18 protein-coding genes and 1 other RNA gene are annotated in these 20096 nt (G+C 61.4%); 10 read left to right on the top strand and 9 right to left on the bottom strand.

The features are described 5' to 3' along the window. Positions 1-57 precede the first annotated feature (57 nt). Together J2X43_RS22130 and gnd are read right to left on the bottom strand one after the other, a co-directional pair. Complete coding sequence (locus J2X43_RS22130) at positions 58-2211, bottom strand: mechanosensitive ion channel family protein (protein ID WP_310297603.1); 2154 nt, start codon at positions 2209-2211, stop codon at positions 58-60. Positions 2212-2300: 89 nt separating this feature from the next. Then, positions 2301-3320 carry a phosphogluconate dehydrogenase (NAD(+)-dependent, decarboxylating) gene (gene gnd / locus J2X43_RS22125; RefSeq protein WP_112385460.1) on the bottom strand — a complete coding sequence of 340 codons (1020 nt, stop codon included), beginning with the start codon at positions 3318-3320 and terminating at the stop codon, positions 2301-2303. A gap of 578 nt (positions 3321-3898) precedes the next feature. On the opposite strand from gnd, the gene J2X43_RS22120 reads away from it, so the two are divergent. The 3 genes from J2X43_RS22120 to J2X43_RS22110 are packed head-to-tail and all read left to right on the top strand — an operon-like array spanning position 3899 to position 8694. Further along, positions 3899-5197 (top strand): hypothetical protein, encoded by a 1299-nt coding sequence (locus J2X43_RS22120; protein ID WP_310297322.1) that lies wholly within the window; start codon positions 3899-3901, stop codon positions 5195-5197. A 54-nt stretch (positions 5198-5251) separates the two neighbouring features. Further along, complete coding sequence (locus J2X43_RS22115; protein ID WP_310297319.1) at positions 5252-6541, top strand: hypothetical protein; 1290 nt, start codon at positions 5252-5254, stop codon at positions 6539-6541. Continuing rightward, on the top strand, positions 6526-8694 hold the full coding sequence (locus J2X43_RS22110) for a glycosyltransferase family 2 protein (protein ID WP_310297316.1): 2169 nt from the start codon (positions 6526-6528) through the stop codon (positions 8692-8694). The genes J2X43_RS22115 and J2X43_RS22110 overlap by 16 nt, the downstream gene beginning before the upstream one ends. Before the next feature lies 1 nt (position 8695). On the opposite strand, the gene J2X43_RS22105 is transcribed toward J2X43_RS22110, so the two are convergent. Together J2X43_RS22105 and J2X43_RS22100 are read right to left on the bottom strand one after the other, a co-directional pair. After that, positions 8696-9070: a VOC family protein gene (locus J2X43_RS22105; RefSeq protein WP_112538697.1), complete on the bottom strand. Its 375-nt coding sequence runs from the start codon at positions 9068-9070 to the stop codon at positions 8696-8698. Then, positions 9067-9561, bottom strand: coding sequence for an SRPBCC domain-containing protein (locus J2X43_RS22100; RefSeq protein WP_310297311.1), 495 nt, complete (start codon positions 9559-9561; stop codon positions 9067-9069). Before J2X43_RS22100 ends, J2X43_RS22105 begins: the two co-directional genes overlap by 4 nt. A 56-nt stretch (positions 9562-9617) precedes the next feature. Here J2X43_RS22100 and J2X43_RS22095 point away from each other — a divergent pair, with 56 nt between their 5' ends. Further along, positions 9618-9944, top strand: a complete 327-nt coding sequence (locus J2X43_RS22095; RefSeq protein ID WP_112385466.1) for a helix-turn-helix transcriptional regulator — start codon at positions 9618-9620, stop codon at positions 9942-9944. Positions 9945-9982: 38 nt separating this feature from the next. On the opposite strand, the gene J2X43_RS22090 is transcribed toward J2X43_RS22095, so the two are convergent. Continuing rightward, positions 9983-11176, bottom strand: a complete 1194-nt coding sequence (locus J2X43_RS22090) for an MFS transporter (protein WP_310297308.1) — start codon at positions 11174-11176, stop codon at positions 9983-9985. A 276-nt stretch (positions 11177-11452) separates the two neighbouring features. Between J2X43_RS22090 and J2X43_RS22085 the strand changes: the two genes are divergently transcribed. Beyond that, positions 11453-11854, top strand: coding sequence for a hypothetical protein (locus J2X43_RS22085; protein WP_310297305.1), 402 nt, complete (start codon positions 11453-11455; stop codon positions 11852-11854). Positions 11855-11858: 4 nt separating this feature from the next. Here the strand turns inward: J2X43_RS22085 and J2X43_RS22080 are convergent, their stop codons facing one another. Beyond that, entirely contained in the window at positions 11859-12779 is a 921-nt protein-coding gene (locus J2X43_RS22080) for a LysR substrate-binding domain-containing protein (protein ID WP_310297302.1), read from the bottom strand. An 85-nt stretch (positions 12780-12864) separates the two neighbouring features. On the opposite strand from J2X43_RS22080, the gene J2X43_RS22075 reads away from it, so the two are divergent. Further along, entirely contained in the window at positions 12865-13017 is a 153-nt protein-coding gene (locus J2X43_RS22075) for a hypothetical protein (RefSeq protein WP_162698732.1), read from the top strand. A 9-nt stretch (positions 13018-13026) separates the two neighbouring features. Here the strand turns inward: J2X43_RS22075 and ssrS are convergent. The 3 genes from ssrS to J2X43_RS22060 all read right to left on the bottom strand — a co-directional run bounded on the left by ssrS (position 13027) and on the right by J2X43_RS22060 (position 13912). Then, positions 13027-13185, bottom strand: a non-coding RNA gene (gene ssrS, locus J2X43_RS22070) — 6S RNA. A 60-nt stretch (positions 13186-13245) separates the two neighbouring features. Beyond that, a complete protein-coding gene (locus J2X43_RS22065) occupies positions 13246-13623 on the bottom strand; it encodes a cell division protein ZapA (RefSeq protein WP_112385469.1) in 378 nt (125 codons plus the stop codon). 13 nt (positions 13624-13636) lie between these two features. Beyond that, positions 13637-13912, bottom strand: coding sequence for a DUF4164 domain-containing protein (locus tag J2X43_RS22060; RefSeq protein WP_112385709.1), 276 nt, complete (start codon positions 13910-13912; stop codon positions 13637-13639). A 342-nt stretch (positions 13913-14254) separates the two neighbouring features. Between J2X43_RS22060 and tkt the strand changes: the two genes are divergently transcribed. From tkt to J2X43_RS22040, 4 genes are all read left to right on the top strand, one after another. Continuing rightward, positions 14255-16228 (top strand): transketolase, encoded by a 1974-nt coding sequence (gene tkt / locus J2X43_RS22055; protein ID WP_310297297.1) that lies wholly within the window; start codon positions 14255-14257, stop codon positions 16226-16228. Positions 16229-16296: 68 nt separating this feature from the next. Continuing rightward, positions 16297-17307 (top strand): type I glyceraldehyde-3-phosphate dehydrogenase, encoded by a 1011-nt coding sequence (gene gap, locus J2X43_RS22050; protein WP_310297293.1) that lies wholly within the window; start codon positions 16297-16299, stop codon positions 17305-17307. Positions 17308-17408: 101 nt separating this feature from the next. Then, positions 17409-17897, top strand: coding sequence for a GNAT family N-acetyltransferase (locus J2X43_RS22045; protein ID WP_310297601.1), 489 nt, complete (start codon positions 17409-17411; stop codon positions 17895-17897). A 280-nt stretch (positions 17898-18177) separates the two neighbouring features. Continuing rightward, positions 18178-20046, top strand: a complete 1869-nt coding sequence (locus J2X43_RS22040; RefSeq protein ID WP_310297290.1) for a potassium/proton antiporter — start codon at positions 18178-18180, stop codon at positions 20044-20046. Positions 20047-20096: the final 50 nt, after the last annotated feature.

Genomic DNA, 20096 nt, shown 5'->3' with positions numbered 1-20096 from the left:
TGGGTGACATAGTCCTCCACAGCGCTTTTGTAGCATTCCGTCGCACCCGCTCCACCCTCAGGCGGCAGGTTCGCCGCCTGCCCGTGCCTGGGCCGCATAGCGTGCGGCAGCGGCCATCGCCTCATGGTCCCGCCCGTCGCCGGAAACCTGCACCGTCGGCACCGCGAACTCGATGCCGTTTTCCTTGAAGGCGTTGCGGATCATCGCCAGCGCATTGCGACGGATGACGAACTGCTCCCCCGGCTTGGTCATCATCGACAGCCGGATCTCGATCGCGAATTCTCCGAACTGCTCGACGCCCTTCATCTTCAGCGTCTCGATGATGTGCGGGCCGAAATCGGGATTGTCGAGCAGTTGCTGACCGATCTGCTTGACGACCTTCTTGGCCTTCACCAGATCGGTGTCATAGGTGACGTTGAGGCTGATCTTATCGATCGTCCAGTCGCGGTTGAGGTTCTTGACGGCGCCGAGCTCGCCGAAGGGAACGGTCGTCAGCGGTCCGCGGTGATGGCGCAGCTTCACGGAGCGCAGGCTGAAGGCCTCGACCACCCCCTTGTGGCTGCCGCTCTCGATATATTCACCGACACGGAAAGCATCGTCCCAGAGATAGAACATGCCGCTGATCACGTCCTTGACGATGGTCTGCGCGCCAAAGCCGACCGCGACACCGACGACACCGGCGCCGGCAATCAGCGGCCCGATCTCGATACCCAGACCGGACAGGACCATCAAAACGGCAATAACGGCGATGACCACCGCGAAGATATTGCGGAAGATCGGCAGCAACGTCTGCAGCCGGGCCCGTCTGGCTTTCTCCTCGTCCGAGGCCGAAGCGTCGAGCGGCGAATCGATAAGCTTGCCGTTGATATAGGCTTTGACGATATGCCAGAGCAGATCGGCCGCAAGCAGGATGACGATGCCGCCAATGGCGCCGCGAGTGATGCGATCGACCATGGTGTCGCCCGCCGCCATCCTGTCTGCCGCAAAGCCCATGATCCGCCCCATCCATACCGCCGCCGCCGCGATGATGATGGCGCGAACGCCGCGGTCCAGCAACACGGTCGCCATCCGGCGATTGGCGAGGAAGCCCGCTTCCGCCTGATGCAGCGAACGGACCGCGGCCGTCGCAACGCGGAGAACCTTCGGCAGAAGCAGGGCATAGATGCCGAGCCAGAGCAGCAGCATGAAGCCGGTGACCCACAGAAGCCAAAGCGCGAGGAAGTAGATCGTCAGAAACCAGGCTGTTGCCGTGCTGTGCCTGACGCCATCGCTGGGGCGCGACCAGACCGCTTCGACGGCAATCAGGAAAAGCCCGATTCCGAGGATGTAGGCAACGAACAAGCGGGAGCCGACCGAAAAGCCAAGCGGCTCCATGACCTGGATGACGACCCAGCCAAAGGCGAAGTAGATGGCGAATATGGCCGAGCGCCGGAACCAGTACAGCGCTCTGGCGCGGGAGATATCGCGCTCGCCGTCGGCGCGCGGCAGCGTCACCAGCACGACCAGCATCCGGCCGATGGAAATGGTGAAGCGGGTCGCGATCAGCGCGATCGCAACGGCAATCGCGATCGCCTGGCTCACCGGCGGCCAGCTGAAGGCAACCAGCGGAACGATCGTCGCCATGGCGAAGACGATGGCCGGGATGACGCGATAGAAGAGATTGGCGCCAGCGTGATGCAGCGCGGCAGGCTCCTCCACATCGGAGCGGCGGACGCGCGGACGCGGCGTCGCGGCGCGAAACAGCAGTTCGGCCAAAGTGCCGATCAGCAACAGTGTCAGCCCCTGAACGGCGATCCAGCCAGGCCCTGTCGGCTCGACCTCGCGATCGACAATGCCATCGGCCGCCTCGACCTCTTCTGGCAGTTCCATGGCCGCATCCGAGACCATCTCGACATGGTGGCGCGCATGGGCGAGCAGGTCTGACAGCACCGACATCTGTCCGCCGTCATCGGCCGCCGCCGCGGGCACCATCTTCATCTGCGATGCCATCCATGTCTGCACCTCGGGCGCCTGCATCAGCTGCATCATCTGCCGCACCTTGTCGGGCGGCGTGGCGGCATCGGCTGCGGGTGGCGCCGGCGCGGTCTGCGCGTATACGCCATCGGAAGTGCCGAGAAAAATCGTCAACGAAAACAGGCAAGCCCAGAGGCTCCCCCTCACGAACCTTGAACCCAACACCCGACGCCCTCCGGTATGACTGGAATCAACCATATCGCTTGCGATGCCATAGGCAATGGGCACGAAAAAACCCGCGCTCGGAAAGCGCGGGTCTTCAAGAATATATGGGTACCTGTTGGGCTTTACGCCTTCGGCTTCTCGACGTGACCGCCGAAGCCGGCACGCATCGCCGAGAGCACCTTGTTGGCGAACTCGTCCTGGTCGCGCGACGAGAAGCGGCCGTAGAGCGCAGCACTCAGCACCGGCGTCGGAACGCTTTCGTCGATGGCCGCCATGATCGTCCAGCGTCCCTCGCCGGAATCCGAGACGCGGCCGGCATATTTCGCCAGAGCCGGATCGGCATGCAGCGCATCCGAGGTGAGGTCGAGCAGCCAGGAGGTGATGACGCTGCCGCGGCGCCAGACTTCCGAAACATCCTGCAGATTGAAGTCGTAGCGGTAATGTTCCGGATGGGCGAGCGGCGCCGTCTCGGCATCGGCTTCATGCGTCGCCGCGCCGATATTAGCATTCTTCAGAATGTTGAAGCCTTCGGCATAGGCGGCCATCAGGCCGTACTCGATGCCGTTATGGACCATCTTCACGAAGTGGCCTGCGCCATGCGGACCGCAATGCAGATAGCCCTGCTCGGCGGTGCTGTGTTCGCCGGCGGTGCGGTTTTCCGACGGCTTCACGTCGCCGACGCCAGGCGCCAGCGATGCGAAGATCGGCGACAGCGACTGGACGATGCCCTTTTCGCCGCCGATCATCAGGCAATAGCCGCGCTCGAGGCCGAAGACGCCGCCACTGGTGCCGACATCCACATAATGGATGCCCTTGGTGATCAGCTCCGCGCCACGGCGGATATCGTCGTGGTAGTAGGAATTGCCGCCGTCGATGATGATGTCGTCATCATGCAGCAGCGGCAGAAGCTGGGCGATCACCTTGTCGGTAATGGCAGCCGGCAGCATCAGCCAGATGGCGCGCGGACGCGACAATTTCGAGACGAACTCCTCGAGCGAGCTGGCTCCGGTGGCGCCCTTGCCCGTCAGGTCGGCAACACTTTCCGGCTTCGCGTCATAGACCACGCATTCGTGGCCATCCCGCATCAAGCGCTGGACCATGTAGTTGCCCATACGGCCCAAACCTACCATGCCAAGCTGCATTTTATATTCTCCTGGGAATCTAATCGATATGATTCCGGAAATTAGCACTCATGCCGCCGCAGGCAAGCGAAGTCTCTGTCACATTCGGGAGATGAAACCGCGCTGCCGTCCTTTCATGCCGCGAAACGTTTCGCGCAAGGGGTGTGGCCCTGTTAAAATCGGAGTGAAAAACTCAGTAAAAGAGCCGCCCGGAGCCCGGCGGCAAAGACGTATGGCAGTTGCATTGCAGCATGCCGCAGTTACCGGCGGATGCTTTCAAGCGGCCAATCAAAGCAGTCACGAAAATTTTCTATGCCCGAAATAAAGCTGATTAATCCGTTTCTTTTCATATTCTTAACTTATCGCTCATCTTCGTCACAACACTGTCCCGCAAAATTTTGCACTTGGTGAGCAGTTGCCTTGGCGAAATCTCGATGGTACTTTTTGATTAACAACTAAATAAAAAAACAACGGGGGAAGTGCCCTTCAATTTCGATCTATGATTTGTCAGTTCAGGATTGAAGACTATGAAGGCCACACCAATTAATATTCATCCAAAAGACGTACGAATACTGTCTGCTTCGCGGATCGTTGGGTATTTGTTCGCATTCCTGCTGCTCTTCACCATCGGCATCTCGATGGTACCCAACCAGTTCTTCGTCGTTTCGCCGAAGGCGGTGATCAACGCCCCCGTGCAGATGATCGCCTCGCCGATCTACGGCCGCGTCGACAAGATTTCCTTGCAGGTCGGCCAGGTGGTCAATCTCGGCGACGTGACGGCAACCGTCTCCAATCCCAATCAGGATCAGACGTCTCTCACCGGTCTCCGGCTTGAGAAACTCGACCTGACGGAAAAGCTCAACAACACGATCAACGTGGTTGCCGAACGCAATGACCAGCTGAGCAAGGTCAAGGCGCAGATATCGGATGTGAAGGACGGGGTTTTGAGCGAACTTGGCGCCGTCATCAGCAACGCCCAATCGAACGTCTCGATCTACGAGGCGCGGCTTGCCGAGCAGGATGCGCTGCTGCAGCGCGCCACCGTGCTTTTGAAGAAGGGGATGACCTCCGAAGCGAGTGTCGAGCCGCAGCGGCAGAAACGTAATGCCGCCCAGGGCGAGCTCGATGCAGCCCGCGGCGAACTGAAACGCAACGAAATCGTCCAGTCGCTGGTCAGCCGCGACATCTATACGGGCGGCACGGTCGCAGCCAACCTGCTGACGCTGGAAATGCAGCGCACCAAGCTCGCCGGCGACATCGCCGAAGACAATATCGAGATCAACCAGATGACCGAGCGCAAGGCGCAGGTTGAGAAACTGATCAACCGCGAGGAAGGCCGGCTCGGCAAGTCGGGGGCAGCCGAGGTGGTCGCAGACCATCACGGCCAGGTCGTCAGCGTCGACGCCGCCTTCGGCGATTTCGTCATGCAGGGCCAGGCGGTCGCCAAGTCTCTCGACTGCACCGAGGCGTTCGCTGCGGCGGTCTACAGAAGCCGCGACGTCTCCTCCCTCGATATCGGCACGCCGGCGATGGTCAATTTCCGCTCGCTCGGCGTTAAGAAAAGCGGCCATGTCTACAAGATCGTCCGCTACTTCGACAGCGGCCAGCAGAACCGCTACTTCGCCAAGTTTCCGAAGGCCGAGGGCGACGAGGTCTATGTCCTCGTCAAGGTCGATGACGATCCTGTCGAGCTGACCGCTGCCGGACAGCCCAACAACGACAAGTTCTTTGGATGCAATGTCGGTGAGGACGTGATTGTCTCGCTTGGAGAGACCGTCGTCGCGCGCCTCACCCGCTATTCGAAAATGGCCGTCGACAAGTTGTCAGAGGCGGACGGCCTGCTCTCCGCGTCGGCGTTTTTCGACAAGGGCCACAAGATGGCGAGCCTCCAGCAGTAACAAGCGCGCTTTCGCTTCACGTTATCGAGCGGCGATAACAGGGAAGACTTTGATATGGTTTTGCGTAGAACGTTCCTAGCGGCGATGCTCGCCATGGCGGCATTTGCCTTCAGCCCACCGCCTGCTGCGGCCGCAGGCAAACATGACGAACTGGCTTGCACCCTCTGCGACGGCCTTGCCGCGCTGATGACGGGTGAACCGGAGCAGGCTTTCGTCTTTCGCAGTTTCGAACCGGCAAACGGCGGATCGAAGCTGCACCCGGCGCTCGACAATACCGGCTTCACCTATGACAACGCGCTGGCGATGATGGCGCTCTATGGCTGCGGCCGCGCCAAGGAGGCTAAACGCGTCGCCGATGCGCTGGTGCTGGCGCTGGAAACCGACCGCCACTATCACGACGGACGGCTGCGCAACGCCTATCGCTCCGGGCCGGTCATAACAGGCAAGGACGGCATGCTGCTTCCCGGCTACTGGAGCACGGCCAGCAACTCCTGGATCGAGGACGGCTATCAGGTCGGCAGTGCGACCGGCAGCACCGCCTGGGGGGCGCTCGGCCTGCTCGCCGCCTATTCCGAGACCGGCCAGACGGCTTATCTCGACGGCGCCCGCAAGATCATGGACTTCATCCACCGTTCGACTGCCGACCCCAAGAACCCCGGCTATTTCGGCGGCTTCTTCGGCCACGAACCGACGCCCGACCGGATGACCTGGAAATCCACCGAGCACAATCTCGATATTTACGCTGCCGATCATTGGCTGGCGACAATCGACGAGGCCGGCGACTGGGAACATGACGGCGAGAGTGCCAAGGACTTCCTCGATGCCATGTGGAACAAGGCGGAGGGCCGTTTCTATATCGGCAGCGTGCCGGACAGCAACGCGCCCAACGTCAACATGTCCGGTCTCGATGCCCAGCTGTGGCCGCTGATCGCCGTCAAGGATTTTGCCGCCAAGGCACCGCAGGTGCTCGAATGGACGGAAGTCAACCACGGCGTTCCCGGCGGCTTCGACTTCAACGACGATCGCGACGGCATCTGGCTGGAAGGCACCGCGCAGGCCGCGCTGATCTATCAGATGGTCGGCGATGCGCAGAAGGCGGAGCCGCTATTCCAGACCATCTCGGCCCAGATCTCACCCGAGAAACTGATCTACGCCACCGTCGACGAGCAGCTGACCACAGGGCTGCAGGTGGGGCCGAACTCGGAGCCCGGCGACTTCAAATATTATCGCCTGCCCCATGTCGGGGCGACGGGATGGGCCGTGCTCGCGGCACTCAGGCTGAATCCCTTCAATGCAGATTCCTTTGCGGCCAAGAACGAGGAAGAGCCATGTCCCCAGAAGTAGTCACCCTCTCGGATGCCATCCTCTTCTCGCTGGTGACGATTGCCCTCATTCTGGGCTGCGCACTGCTGCTCGACAGCAACAGGAGCAAGGACCGCGCCGTCTTCGGCACCATCCTGATCCTGATGCTTGCGAACTACGTCTATTTCCGGCTGACGACGACGCTGCCAGCTTTCGACTGGAGCGCCTACGCGATCTGGCCGCGCATCTACCTGGCTTTCGAGGCCGTGGTCATTCTCTACACGCTGCTGTCGATCGTCTTCTTCTTCCGGCGGACCGACCATACAGGGGCAGCCGATACCAGCGAGGCGATGATCTCGCGCATGGGAAAGCCACCGGCCGTCGACGTCTTCATCTGCACCTACAACGAGGATGTCACCATCCTGGAGCGGACGATCCTCGCCGCCAAGGCGATCGACTACGGCAACTTCACCATCTGGATCCTCGACGACGGGCGGCGCGAATGGCTGCGCGACTACTGCAGCGAACTCGGCGTGCGCTATCTGACGCGCGACGACAACAAGGGCGCCAAGGGCGGCAACATCAACAATGCCATCCGCTGGTCGAAGCAGATCACCAACGCCCCCTTCATCCTGATCCTCGATGCCGACTTCGCGCCGCAGCGGCCGATCCTCAAGCGCATCATCGGCCAGTTCGTCGATCCCGAGATCGGACTGATCCAGACCCCGCAATTCTATTATAATGCCGACCCGGTGCAGCATAACCTTCTGGCGTCCAAAGCCTGGGTCGACGACCAGCGCATCTTCTTCGACGTCATGCAGCCGTCGAAGGACGGCTGGGGAGCGGCCTTCTGTGTCGGCACATCCTGCGTCGTCAGGCGCGATGCCCTTGAACTGATCGGCGGCATGCCCGAGGAGACCGTGACCGAAGACATTCATCTCACCTACCGTCTTATGCAGAAGGGATTGCGCACCCGCTGGCTGAACGAGCGGCTCAGCGTCGGCCTCTCCGCCGAAAGCCTGTCGGGCTACATCACCCAGCGCTGCCGCTGGTGTCTCGGCACCATTCAGGTAGCCTTGCTGCGCGACGGGCCGTTCTTCGGCCGCGGCTATACGCTGATGCAGCGGCTGCATTATTTCCACGGGCTGCTGTTCTGGTTCTGCCGGCCGTTCATGCTGCTTCTGATGGCAGCGCCGATCCTCTTCTATTTCCTCGGCCTGCCGGCGATCCTGATGGAGCCCGAAGCCTTCTTCCTTTATGCGCTGCCGATGGTCGGCGCGATGTGGACCTTCCACGCCTGGGTCTCCGGCTGGCGCAGCCTGCCGCTGTTCACCGAGGTCTCGCAGATGGTCTCGGCCATTCCGATCACCATCGCCATCTGCCACGCCATCGCCCACCCCTTCGGACGGCCATTCAAGGTGACGGCGAAGGGCGAGGACCGCACCCGCGTCGATATCCTCTATCCGATCGCCACCACCTTCGCGCTGATCATCATCCTCACCTTCACCGGCATGCTCAATGGGCCGCTGCTCAGCAATTACAGCGGCCTCGACAGCTTTAGTGTCGCCTGGGGCATGGTGGTGATGGTCTATGCATTCGTCTCGATGCTCGTGTGTATCGAGCTGCCGCGCGAGCCGCTGGACGCCATCAAGTTTCCGGTCGGACGCAAGACGGCAATGACCTGCAACGGCCAGGCCCTGCCCTGCACCGTCGATAGCTTGTCTCTGACACAGGCGGAAATCAGCCTGCAGCAGCCGCGCATCGGCATGAATGCCGGTGTCGGCGATCTGCTTCTCTTTTCGCCCTTCCCCGGCTTCGACGTTGCTGGACGCATCGACCGCGTCGATCAGAACCGGTCGTCATTCACCGTCTCCGTAGTCGCGGTGAAGGAACGGCGCGAAAGCGAGGATATCCACGCCCATCCGGCGATCGTCCGGCGCAAGATGATCCAGCGGCTCTACAGCGAGATGCCGGAAGCAATGCCGGGCCGGGCCTATCCGCTGGCAGCGCTCCGAGCCCTGTTCAGCCGCATGTTCCAGAAGCCGTCTGCCTATGCCGGCCAGACGCGGATGGCGGCCAACACGGTCTCCGTGCGCCGCTCCAGATGGCGCCCGTCGCCGGGCGGCATCCTGGCGAGCGGATCAAGGGCATTGCCGGCCCCGGGCCAGGGATTGCTGCCGCCCGCGGCCGAATAGGTCACTCCGAGGGCGGTTCCCAGGTATCCGGCTCCCGCACCATATGGACGATGCCGGCTGGATTGAGGATCCAGCCGCCGCGAAAACTCTCGCCGAGCGGTTCGATGGCATCGCAGCGCGTCACGCCAGCCTGACGAAGATGCTCTGCGGCCTGGCCGAAATCCGGCGTGAAGAGCTCCAGCCAGAGTTCCGCCTGGCTCATGCCCGGGCTCTCGTCGATCCAAAGCCGGATCGGTCCAAGTTCGAAGCCGCGCGTACCCTCATTGCCGATTTCCTTCAGCCCGACGACATCACGGTAAAAATTCAAGACGGGCTGATATTGGTGCGGCGGCACCTTCATCGCGACATCGACGCCGCCCTCGAAAGCCGCGCTCATGTCCGTGCCTCGTAGTCAGGCGCTTCGGCCGGCTCGCCGCGCATCTCGCTGAGAAACATGCCGTCGCGCAGGTTGATGCCGTGCTCGACGAAGGCCTTCATGCAGCACAGCATGTTGGCCCAGCCCTCGCAATTGAGATAGGTGCCGCGCCGCCCGGCTTCGTCTTCGTGCCAGCCGTCTTCGGAGATGGTCACCATCGTGCCGCCATCCTCAAGCGCCTCGAACTTCATTTCGACCGTCGTCTTGTAGCGGACCTTGTCCGCATCCTTTCCGCCGTCCCAGCGCAGCACGATCAGGCTCTCCGGCACCAGATCGACGACCTCCACCGGCGCGTCCTTCCACCAGGTCACCGTGGTTCCCTTGACAAGCGGCGCGCTCGCGCCGCCGACCGTCGTGAAATAACCCGAGAGCTTTTTCGGATTGACCACCGCATCGAAAACCTCCGCGGCAGGGCGGCCGATCCGGCCTCCGACACGAATACCGAGGGACATGGCACTTCCTCCTCTTTTCCATTGTGATCGGCGCCATTATGTTATAAAAACATAACATGTCAAGCGAATCGGAAAACGACCCTGTCTTCAAGGCCCTCGCCCATTTCCGGCGCCGAGAGATCCTCGATCTTTTGAAGGACGGACCGCGCACGACCGGCATGCTTTGCGAAAATTTTCCGGATATGGACCGCTGCACGGTGATGCAGCATCTGAAGGTTCTGGAGGAATCCGGTCTGGTGATCGCGAAGAAGGAGGGCCGCGAACGCTGGAACCACCTCAACAGCCTGCCGATCAAACATATCTACGACCGCTGGATCAGCGCCTATGCCGGGCACGCGCTTTCGATCATCGACCGGTTGAAGAGCGATCTTGAAGCGCAATAGAAAACGGGCGCCGAAGCGCCCGTTGATTGCATGACCGTTCAGGCCGCCCTGCGCATGGGCTCCGCCGCCGGAACCACCCGCCGGTCGAGAGCCGCACTCTTCAGCGTCAGAAGCAGCGCACCAACGACCAGGATCGCGCCGACCCATGGCGTCGCCTGCAGGCCGAGACGGGATTCCACGACCAGCCCGCCGATCCAGGCGCCTGCGGCAATCCCGAGGTTGAAGGCGGCGATGTTCAGGGCCGAGGCCACATCGACGGCTGCCGGCCGAACCTGCTTGGCAAGCTGAACGACATAGAGCTGCAGGCCCGGCACATTGGCGAAGGAGAGGAAGCCGAGCGCCGCCAGCGTCGGGATCGTCAGCCAGGGAGAGACGGCCGTGAAGCTGAAGAGCACCAGAACCGCGGCCTGGGCAACGAAGAGCCAGGTCAGCGCCCGCACCGGATCCCGATTGGCGATCCGCCCGCCGACGATGTTGCCGGCAGCGATCGCCAGGCCATAGAGCACCAGGATGAGGCTAACTGAGGAAGCCGAGAAACCGGTGACCTCCTGCAGGATCGAGGCCAGGAAGGTGAAGGCCACGAAGGTGCCGCCATATCCGAGCGCCGTCATTCCGAACACCATCAGCAGGCGCCCGCTACCGAGGATGCCCGCCTGCTGGCGCAGCGTCGCCGGTTCAGCTCTCGTCAGCGTCGAGGGCAGTAGGACGGCAATCGCAATCAAGGCGATGACGCCCAGCCCGGCAACGGCTGCGAATGTCGCGCGCCAGCCGAAAGTCTGGCCGATGAACGTGCCGAGCGGCACGCCGGTGACGATCGCCACCGTCAAGCCCATGAACATCATCGCAATGGCCGAGGCACGGCGATTTTCAGGGACCAGACCGGCGGCGATCGTCGAGCCGACCGAGAAGAACACGCCATGGGCAAAGGCCGACAGCACACGGGCGACCAGCAGCGGCAGGTAGCCGGGGCTGAGCGCGGCCATCGCATTGCCAAGGACAAACAGCGCCATCAGCCCGAGCAGCAGCGGCTTGCGCTCGATCCGCCCGGTGAGCGCCGTCAGGATGGGCGCACCGAAAGTGACGCCGAGGGCATAGACGCTGACGATCAAGCCGGCGAGCGGCAGCGTGATGTGAAGGTCATCGGCAACGGTTGGCAGCAGGCCGACGATGACGAATTCGGTGGTTCCGATCGCGTAGGCCGCGATCGTCAAAGCAAAAAGTGCAAGGGGCATAATGAGATCCGATGTGAAAGCCGCATCTGACAGGCGCGGCAAATTCTTGTTCGGCTCACAATATGGGCGACCGCCATTGCGACGATAATCCGGATGAAAATCCCAACACTTATGAATTCAATTCACCAAATGGAACTCAGTCCGATATGCGCGACAGCCGTCCGTTTGTAAAAATTGGAAATAGTTTGTGACTAAGTCTATACAAAACCTGATGTTTTTCGACTTGCGGCGGAAACCGACATACCGGATATTGAAGACAACTTCGAGGACGCCGTTATGATCAGAATGATTCAAGATCCCGCCGAACTGGCCGGAGAGGACATCACGGGCAAATATATCCTGCGCAAGCTGAACTATCACTGGTTCGCTTACGGCAAGGCCGCGATTGTGACGGCCTGCAAGGGCACGATTCTGCATCTGGACCGCGAAGAGACCGTTTTCTCCGAGCGCTGGGGCCGCCGCGCCTATACCGGCAATGGAAAGCGCTATCCGGGCGGCATCTGTCCGATCTCGGCAGTTGCCTGCGTCTGCGATACCCCGGAGGACGTCAACGCCGTCATCCAGATCGATGTCGATGCACAGGACGAGTTCTACCAGCTGATCGCCAAGGCCGAAGCAAGAGTGCAGGCGCTAGCCGCCTCCTCGCAGAACACCATCTATCTGGCTGCAGCCGAATAAGAACCTATTGCTGCGGCCCTGTCTGGCTGAGCAGCCATTGCCTGAAGAGCGCGACTGACGATTTTTCCAGGGCGCCCGCCGGATAAAGCATCGCATAATTCAATGCCGCCGGCTGCTGTTCGACGAAACAGCGCACCAATTTTCCCGACTGAAGATCTGCATCCATCAACGAACTTCGAACGAGCGCAAAGCCTTCGCCCCGGCCGCAGGCTTCCAGCATCTCCTCGAATGTATCGAAGACCTGTGCTTCCCGCACCGCTTCGCCAATATCGAAACCGGCCAGTTCATGCGAATTCAGGTCGCCACCAACCTGCTCGAACCATCGCTGCCAGTCGAGAACCGTATGACGCATGCCGCGATAGGCAAGCAGAGGTGCCGCACGAACCGCACCCCGGCGCGGAAGCCGCGCGGAGACTTCCGGCGCACACACCACGAATTCGTCGTCGAGCAATAAAGATTCGGTCACAAGCTCTGAGCCGCCATGCCCAAGCCAGATCGCCAGATCGACGCTGGTGAAATCGGGGCGCTGATAGGTGACCGCGGTGCGCACCTCAATCTTCGGATAACGGCGGCAGAAGGCCTCCAGCCGTGGCGCCAGCCATTGGCTGGAAAATTCGGGTGTCGTGGCAATGACCAGCGAGGGATCGAGGCTTGCCGCACGGCCCTGATGCAGCGCCATCTCCAGTGCGGTCATTGCCGCAGAAATGTCCGGATGAAGCTTCGCTCCGAGAGCCGACAGCCTGGCCCCATGCCGCCCGCGGTCGAAAAGCCGTCCGCCAAGCCAGCCTTCGAGCTGCGCGATCTGGTGGCTGACTGCCGTCTGCGTAAGACCCAGCCGCTCCGCCGCTTTGGCAAAGCCGCCGGTTTCCGCAATGGCGCAGAAGGCCTGCAATGTGGCGACAGGCGGCAGAACGCGATTTGGCATGAAAATCCTTCACCATTGAGCGGAGGGAGTTTCATTATACTGCGCTACTCCACAGCAGTAAATTGGCGTCATGGAAGGAAAGACCATGACCGTTTCCATGAAATTTCTGAATATCTTGCTGCGCTTGGTTCAGCCATATCGGGCCAAATCGGCGGCCAAACCGCCTCGCCCCGCCAAGGCCAACGACCTAAGCGCTCACCTGAAGAAGGACGTGGCAATCGGGGAAGGGAAACTGTGAAGGGGAAAAGTGCGATCCGCGGCAACCGGTGGATGTTTACGATCCTGGGTGCCTACAAACGTAGGTGGGCGCCATATGTCCAGGCCCACGAGCCTGGTCAGGGACAGCTCCCGTTGGATCGAGTATGGCCCCAGGGATTGTGATTCCTGTCGAGAGGCGCAGATCGCCTTCAATATATAAGGGCGTTCTCGAGGCCGCGCCAGTGGCAGAAGACAGTGTTTCGGCGAATTAATTCAGCTCGGCAGGCGTCCGGCCGTTCAGCTTTTCGGTGATGCTGCGCAGGCGGCTGGTAACTTCGCCAAGCGCCGATGCCAGCGTCTCCTCGGTGCGCGAGGTCGCGGCAAGTACCGTATCGCGATTGCTTCGCAGACCGTCGAGTTCCGCCTCGAGACCCGCCACCCGGCGCGTGAGTTCGGCAATCTCGTCCATCACCATGATACCGGCCATGACAGTGATCCTGAGATCGCCGATTTCGCCGAACTGGCCCTTGAGATGGCCGACATAGCCATCGAAGCGGTTGGCGAGATCCGTCAGATGGCCTTCCTGGCCTTCCTCGCAGGCCATGCGATAGGCCTTGCCGTCGATCGTAACAGTCACCTGCGCCATGTCGCTGCTTCCTTTACCGGTCCAGAACCGCGCGAATGGTTTCCATCGCCGTCACCAGCCGGCGGGAGACCTCGCGATTGACCTCTTCCAGACGGTTCGCCCGGAATTCCGCCTGATCCAGCTCCTGCGCCAGTTTCGAGCGATCGGCATGAACGCGCCGTACCTCGCCCTCGATATCGCCCTGCTCGCGCTGGCGTTCGATGCGCATATCGACGGCGTTCTCCAGGCCTGAGATGGCCTGTTTGAGCTCGTTGAGCGCTGCTTCCATGGCGTTGCCTGTCGGCGTCATTGTCTTAAGTCCGGTGTTCCCGCAGAAGACCATTCGAATCGGCAAGCGGTGCCGGTTCAGTGTTTTCAAGAGGATATGCAGCTCGCCAACTGCCCGTCAATAAAGGTGGCATGGGGGCACCGGCCCTATTCTGTGGATGACTGAAATAGTCCCAGTCTTTGCAGTGAATTGGTCTTTTGTAAAATTTGATGGTCAAATGTTAAAAATCGTCGCACCCGCCCCGGATTCGGCCTGCAATTTATTGACTTGGCCGTTCCAACTGCTATGTGTCACCCCGCTCTCATCGATGGTCTTCAGAAGGCTCGAGGCCATCCCCCGACACCCGGAACCCGTGGAATAGCCATGACCTCTCCTGAACAACACGACCGGATGGCAAATGCGATCCGCTTCCTCGCCATGGATGCAGTCGAAAAGGCTAATTCCGGCCATCCGGGCATGCCGATGGGCATGGCTGATGTCGCCACTGTCCTCTTCAGCAAGTATCTCCGCTTCGACCCGAAGAAGCCGCATTGGCCGAACCGCGACCGGTTCGTCCTCTCCGCAGGCCACGGCTCGATGCTTCTCTATTCGCTCCTTTATCTAACCGGCTATCCGGACATGACGATCGAGGACCTGAAGCAGTTCCGCCAGCTCGGTTCGAAGACCGCCGGCCATCCTGAATACGGCCACGCGACCGGCATCGAAACGACCACCGGTCCGCTCGGCCAGGGCATTGCCAATGCTGTCGGCATGGCGATCGCCGAGCGCAAGCTGCGCGAGGAATTCGGTTCCGACCTGCAGGACCACTACACCTATGTCATCAACGGCGACGGCTGCTTGATGGAAGGCATCAGCCATGAAGCGATCGCGCTTGCCGGTCACCTGAAGCTGAACAAGCTGATCCTCTTCTGGGATAACAACTCGATCACCATCGACGGCGCCGTCTCCCTGTCTGACTCGACCGACCAGATCATGCGCTTCAAGGCGGTTCACTGGAACACGATCGAAGTCGACGGTCACGACCAGGCAGCAATCGCCGCTGCCATCGAAGCCGCCCACAAGTCCGACCGCCCGACCTTCATCGCCTGCAAGACGATCATCGGCTTCGGCGCTCCGAACAAGCAGGGCAGCCACAAGGTTCACGGCAACCCGCTCGGTGCCGAGGAAATCGCCGCTACCCGCAAGGCTCTGAACTGGGAAGCCGAACCTTTCGTCATCCCGGCCGACGTTCTCGACGCATGGCGCACCGCCGGTGCCCGCTCGGTCGATCTGGTCAAGTCCTGGGAAGCTGGCCTCGCAAAGTCGGCTCACAATGCTGAATTCAGCCGCCGCTTTGCTGGTGATCTGCCTGAAGGCTTCGACGCTGCGATCAGCGAACTGAAGAAGAAAATCGTCGAGACCAAGCCGACAGTCGCCACCCGCAAGGCGTCCGAGGACGTGCTTGAAGTGATCAACGGCCTTCTGCCGGAAACGCTCGGCGGCTCCGCCGACCTGACGCCTTCGAACAACACCAAGACCAGCCAGATGGTCTCGATCACGCCGACCGACTTCTCCGGCCGCTATATGCACTGGGGTATCCGCGAACACGGCATGGCCTCGGCCATGAACGGCATCTCGCTGCACGGCGGTCTGATCCCCTATGGCGGCGGTTTCATGATCTTCTCGGACTATTGCCGTCCGCCGATCCGCCTCGCCGCCCTGATGGGTATCCGCCTCGTCCACGTCCTGACGCATGACTCGATCGGCGTCGGCGAAGATGGCCCGACCCACCAGCCGGTCGAACAGGTGCCGAGCCTGCGCGCCGTTCCGAACCTGCTGGTCTTCCGTCCGGCCGACGTCACCGAGACGGCGGAAGCCTGGCAGATCGCGCTGAAGACGAAGAACCGCCCGACCGCGCTGGCCTTGACCCGTCAGAACCTGACGACGGTTCGTACCGAATATTCGGAAGAGAACCTGACGACCAAGGGCGCCTATACGCTGGCCGGCAAGGCCGACGCCAAGGTGACGATCTTCGCTTCGGGCTCTGAAGTCGAACTCGCCGTTGCCGCCCGCGCCACGCTCGAAGCCAAGGGCGTTTCCGTCCGCGTCGTTTCCGTGCCCTGCACCGAACTGTTCTTCGAACAGCCGGATGCCTACCGCAAGGAAGTGCTCGGCAACTCGCCGGTCAAGATCGCCGTCGAAGCCGCCGTTCGCGAAGGCTGGGATGCGTTCATCGGTCCGGAAGGCACCTTCATCGGCATGAAGAGCTTCGGCGCTTCCGGCCCGGCCAAGGACGTCTTCAAGCATTTCGGCATCACGGCAGACGCCGTCGTCGCTGCTGCAGAAGCAAAGCTCTGAGTTTCAGGGAGAGCGCTCCGGCGCTCTCCACTCCATCCGCAAGCCCCATGTCTAGGGAGTGAATGCAAATGACTGTAAAGGTTGCCATCAACGGCTTCGGCCGCATCGGCCGCAACGTTCTCCGCGCTATCGTCGAATCCGGCCGCACCGACATCGAAGTCGTGGCGATCAACGACCTCGGCCCGGTCGAAACCAACGCTCACCTGCTGCGCTACGATTCGATCCACGGCAAGTTCCCGGCGACCGTCAAGGTCGAAGGCGACACGATCATCGTCGGCAACGGCAAGCCGATCAAGGTGACCGCCGTTCGCGACCCGGCTGAGCTGCCGCACGGCGCACTCGGCGTCGATATCGCGCTCGAGTGCACCGGCATCTTCACCTCGCGCGACAAGGCTGCTGCCCACCTGACGGCCGGCGCCAAGCGCGTCATCGTTTCGGCTCCTGCCGATGGTGCCGACCTGACCGTCGTCTTCGGCGTCAACCACGACCAGCTGACCAAGGAACACCTGGTCATCTCCAACGCATCCTGCACGACGAACTGCCTCGTACCGGTCGTCAAGGTTCTCGACGACGCCGTCGGTATCGATCATGGCTTCATGACCACGATCCACTCCTACACGGGTGACCAGCCGACGCTCGACACCATGCATAAGGACCTGTACCGCGCCCGCGCTGCAGCCCTGTCGATGATCCCGACCTCCACCGGCGCTGCCAAGGCCGTCGGCCTCGTGCTGCCGCACCTGAAGGGCAAGCTCGACGGCACGTCGATCCGCGTCCCGACCCCGAACGTCTCGGTCGTCGACTTCAAGTTCGTCTCCAAGAAGGCAACGACCGTCGGCGAAATCAACGAAGCCATCAAGGCTGCCTCCAACGGCAAGCTGAAGGGCGTTCTCGGCTACACCGACGAGCCGCTGGTTTCCCGCGACTTCAACCACGACGACCATTCGTCAATCTTCGCGACCGACCAGACCAAGGTCATGGAAGGTAACTTCGTGCGCGTCCTGTCCTGGTACGATAACGAATGGGGCTTCTCGAGCCGCATGTCCGACACGGCCGTCGCCTTCGCAAAGCTCATCTAAGCTTCGCTTTTGCGAAAAGCAGATCGAGAGAGCGGCCCGGGAAACCGGGCCGTTTTTGTTTTGAGTGGCACCGGAGGGAGGCGAGCGGCATCATGGTGGATATCAGCATTCGAAAAGCAATCGCGGATGACGCTGGCGAGCTCACCGGCCTCCTGAACGAGATCATCGCGGCCGGTGGCACGACAGCCATAGAGGTCGCACTTTCGCCTGCAGAATTCCGGGAATGGTTCATCGACGGACCATCGGTCTTCGCCTGCCATGTCGCCGAAACCGATAACGGCCTTGCCGGGTTCCAGGAGATCAGCCGCTACGGAGACCTGCCGGACGGATGGGCCGACATCGGGACATTTTCCCGCAAGCACCCCAAAATCCCCGGCGTCGGCACTGCCCTGTTCGCGGCAACGCTTGCGGCCGCCCGGTCGCTCGATATGGAGTTCATCAACGCGACGATCCGCGCCGACAATACCGGTGGTCTGGCCTACTATGCAAAAATGGGCTTCGAGACCTACGGCATTACGAAGGATGCTCCCCTTCTCGATGGCACGCCGGTCGATCGCATCAACAAGCGCTTTCAGGTCAATGGCCGATAAGCGCCGCCTTATCGGCAAAAGCGATGCTCATCTCAGTTTTTGCCCTGCTCTCGCCTGATTTGCCTATACATTCTTTATAGAGATTCTCTCCCGTAGCATTCGCTGGTGAGCCGTCCGGCTCTCCGTTCAGCAGCATGACGCCGCAGCCCAGCAAGGTTAAGCCGCAAGGCCTACCCTTCCGGTCTTTTTTGCCGTTTACTGGCGGAAGCGCAGCAAAGGACGAGGATCGAGCAATGGTTGCGGTTTCCGGGGGCGGGCCGCGGCGCGGATGTGAAAGGGGATGGACGTGGAAGCATTCTATATCGTCGTGCTGGTTTCGACGGCGCTGGTGCTTCTTGCTGCCTTCTCCAGCCTGCTCGCCTTCCGTTTCGGCGCCCCCCTGCTGCTCCTCTTCCTCGGCATCGGCCTGCTGGCCGGTGTGGATGGCCTCGGCATCGAGTTCAGCAATAATTATCTTGCCTATATCCTTGGCTCCATCGCGCTCGCCGTCATCCTCTTCGATTCCGGCTTCGGCACGCCGATCCAGGCCTTCAAGCTTGCCGCGATTCCCTCGCTGACGCTTGCATCCGTCGGCGTTCTGATGACCGCCGCCCTTGTCGGTTTCGCCGCCACCTGGCTGCTCAATTTCAGCTGGCTCGAGGGCATGCTGCTCGGCTCGATCGTCGCCTCGACCGATGCCGCCGCTGTCTTCTTCCTGCTGCGCATCGGCGGCATCAATATCCGCGACAAGGTGCGCTCGACGCTGGAAGTCGAGTCCGGCACCAACGACCCGATGGCGATCTTCCTCACCATCGTTCTCGTCGAACTGCTGGCGAGCGGCGAAGGCTATTCCGGCATCAATCTGTCGATGCTGGCCCTCTTCATCGAGGAAATGGGCCTCGGTGTCATCCTCGGCATGCTCGGCGGCATGATGATCGCCCAGGTGGTCAGCCGCCTCGATACCGATCGCGGCTTGACGCCGATCTTCGTGCTCGGCCTTGCCATGCTCGTCTTCGCCTTCACCGGCGCGGTCGGCGGCAGCGGCTTCCTCGCCGTCTATGTCGCGGGCATCTATGCCGGCAATCGCAAGCTGCCTGGCCTGGCCGCCATCAAGCGCTTCCAGGACGGCATGACCTGGCTGGCGCAGATCATCATGTTCCTGGTGCTTGGGCTTTTGGCAACGCCGTCGCAGTTTCCGGCGATCATCCTACCCGCCGTGGCGCTGGCGCTGTTCCTGATCTTCGTCGCCCGCCCGCTGGCCGTCTGGCTGTCGCTGCTGCCCTACGATTACACCCAGCAGGAAATCGGCTTCGTCGCCTGGGTCGGCCTGCGCGGCGCCGTCTCGATCCTGCTCGCCATCATGCCCATCCTCGGCGGACTGCCAAATGGCCATGTCTATTTCAATGTCGCCTTCATCATCGTCCTCGTCTCGCTCCTCGTACAGGGGTGGACGATCAAGCCGGTGGCCAAGAAGCTCGGCCTCATCATCCCGCCGCGTATGGGCGCCGTCGACAAGGTCGAGATCGATCTGCCGGGCTCTGCAAACCATGAACTCCTCGCCTACCGTGTCATCAAGGACAGTCCCGTCCTCCGTGGCGAGCGCATCCCGCGCTGGGCCACACCATCTCTGGTCATCCGCGACGGCAAGTCGCTGCGCTATCAATATGCTGGCCGCCTGCGCGAAAACGATCTGGTCTATCTCTTCATCGTCCCGAGCTACGCCCGCCTGCTCGACCGTCTCTTCGCCAGCAAGGCGCCTGTGGATGAGGATGATGCGGACTTCTTCGGAGCCTTCGCGCTCTCGCCGATCCGTCCAGCCGCCGATCTCGATGCCGCCTATGGGCCGGGTCTGCTGAACGAATCCGAGAAAGGCCTGACGATCGCCGAACTGATGAAGCAGCGGCTTGGCGGCAAGGCCGACTATGCCGATCGCGTCCGTCTCGGCTCGATCATCCTCATCGTTCGCGACCTCGACGATCAGGATCACATCAGCTCCGTCGGCATGTCTCTGGAAGCGGTGGAACCGGCAATTACCCTGCCGATCTTCATCAACATGCGCGATATCATCCAGCGCATCCGCGACCGCTTCAAAGGCCGCCATGTGTCGGAGCCTGCGCATGCGGGACGGGTGCCGGAGAGCGACGAAAACGCGCGTGAAAAGCACGGCTGAACACCTTGCGTCGCGGGGCATCCTTGCTATGGTCGGCCACCTTCCAAGGC

Source organism: Rhizobium sp. BE258, from assembly GCF_031457345.1.
GTDB lineage: Bacteria > Pseudomonadota > Alphaproteobacteria > Rhizobiales > Rhizobiaceae > Rhizobium.
This window is presented reverse-complemented; position numbering and strand designations above follow the sequence as displayed.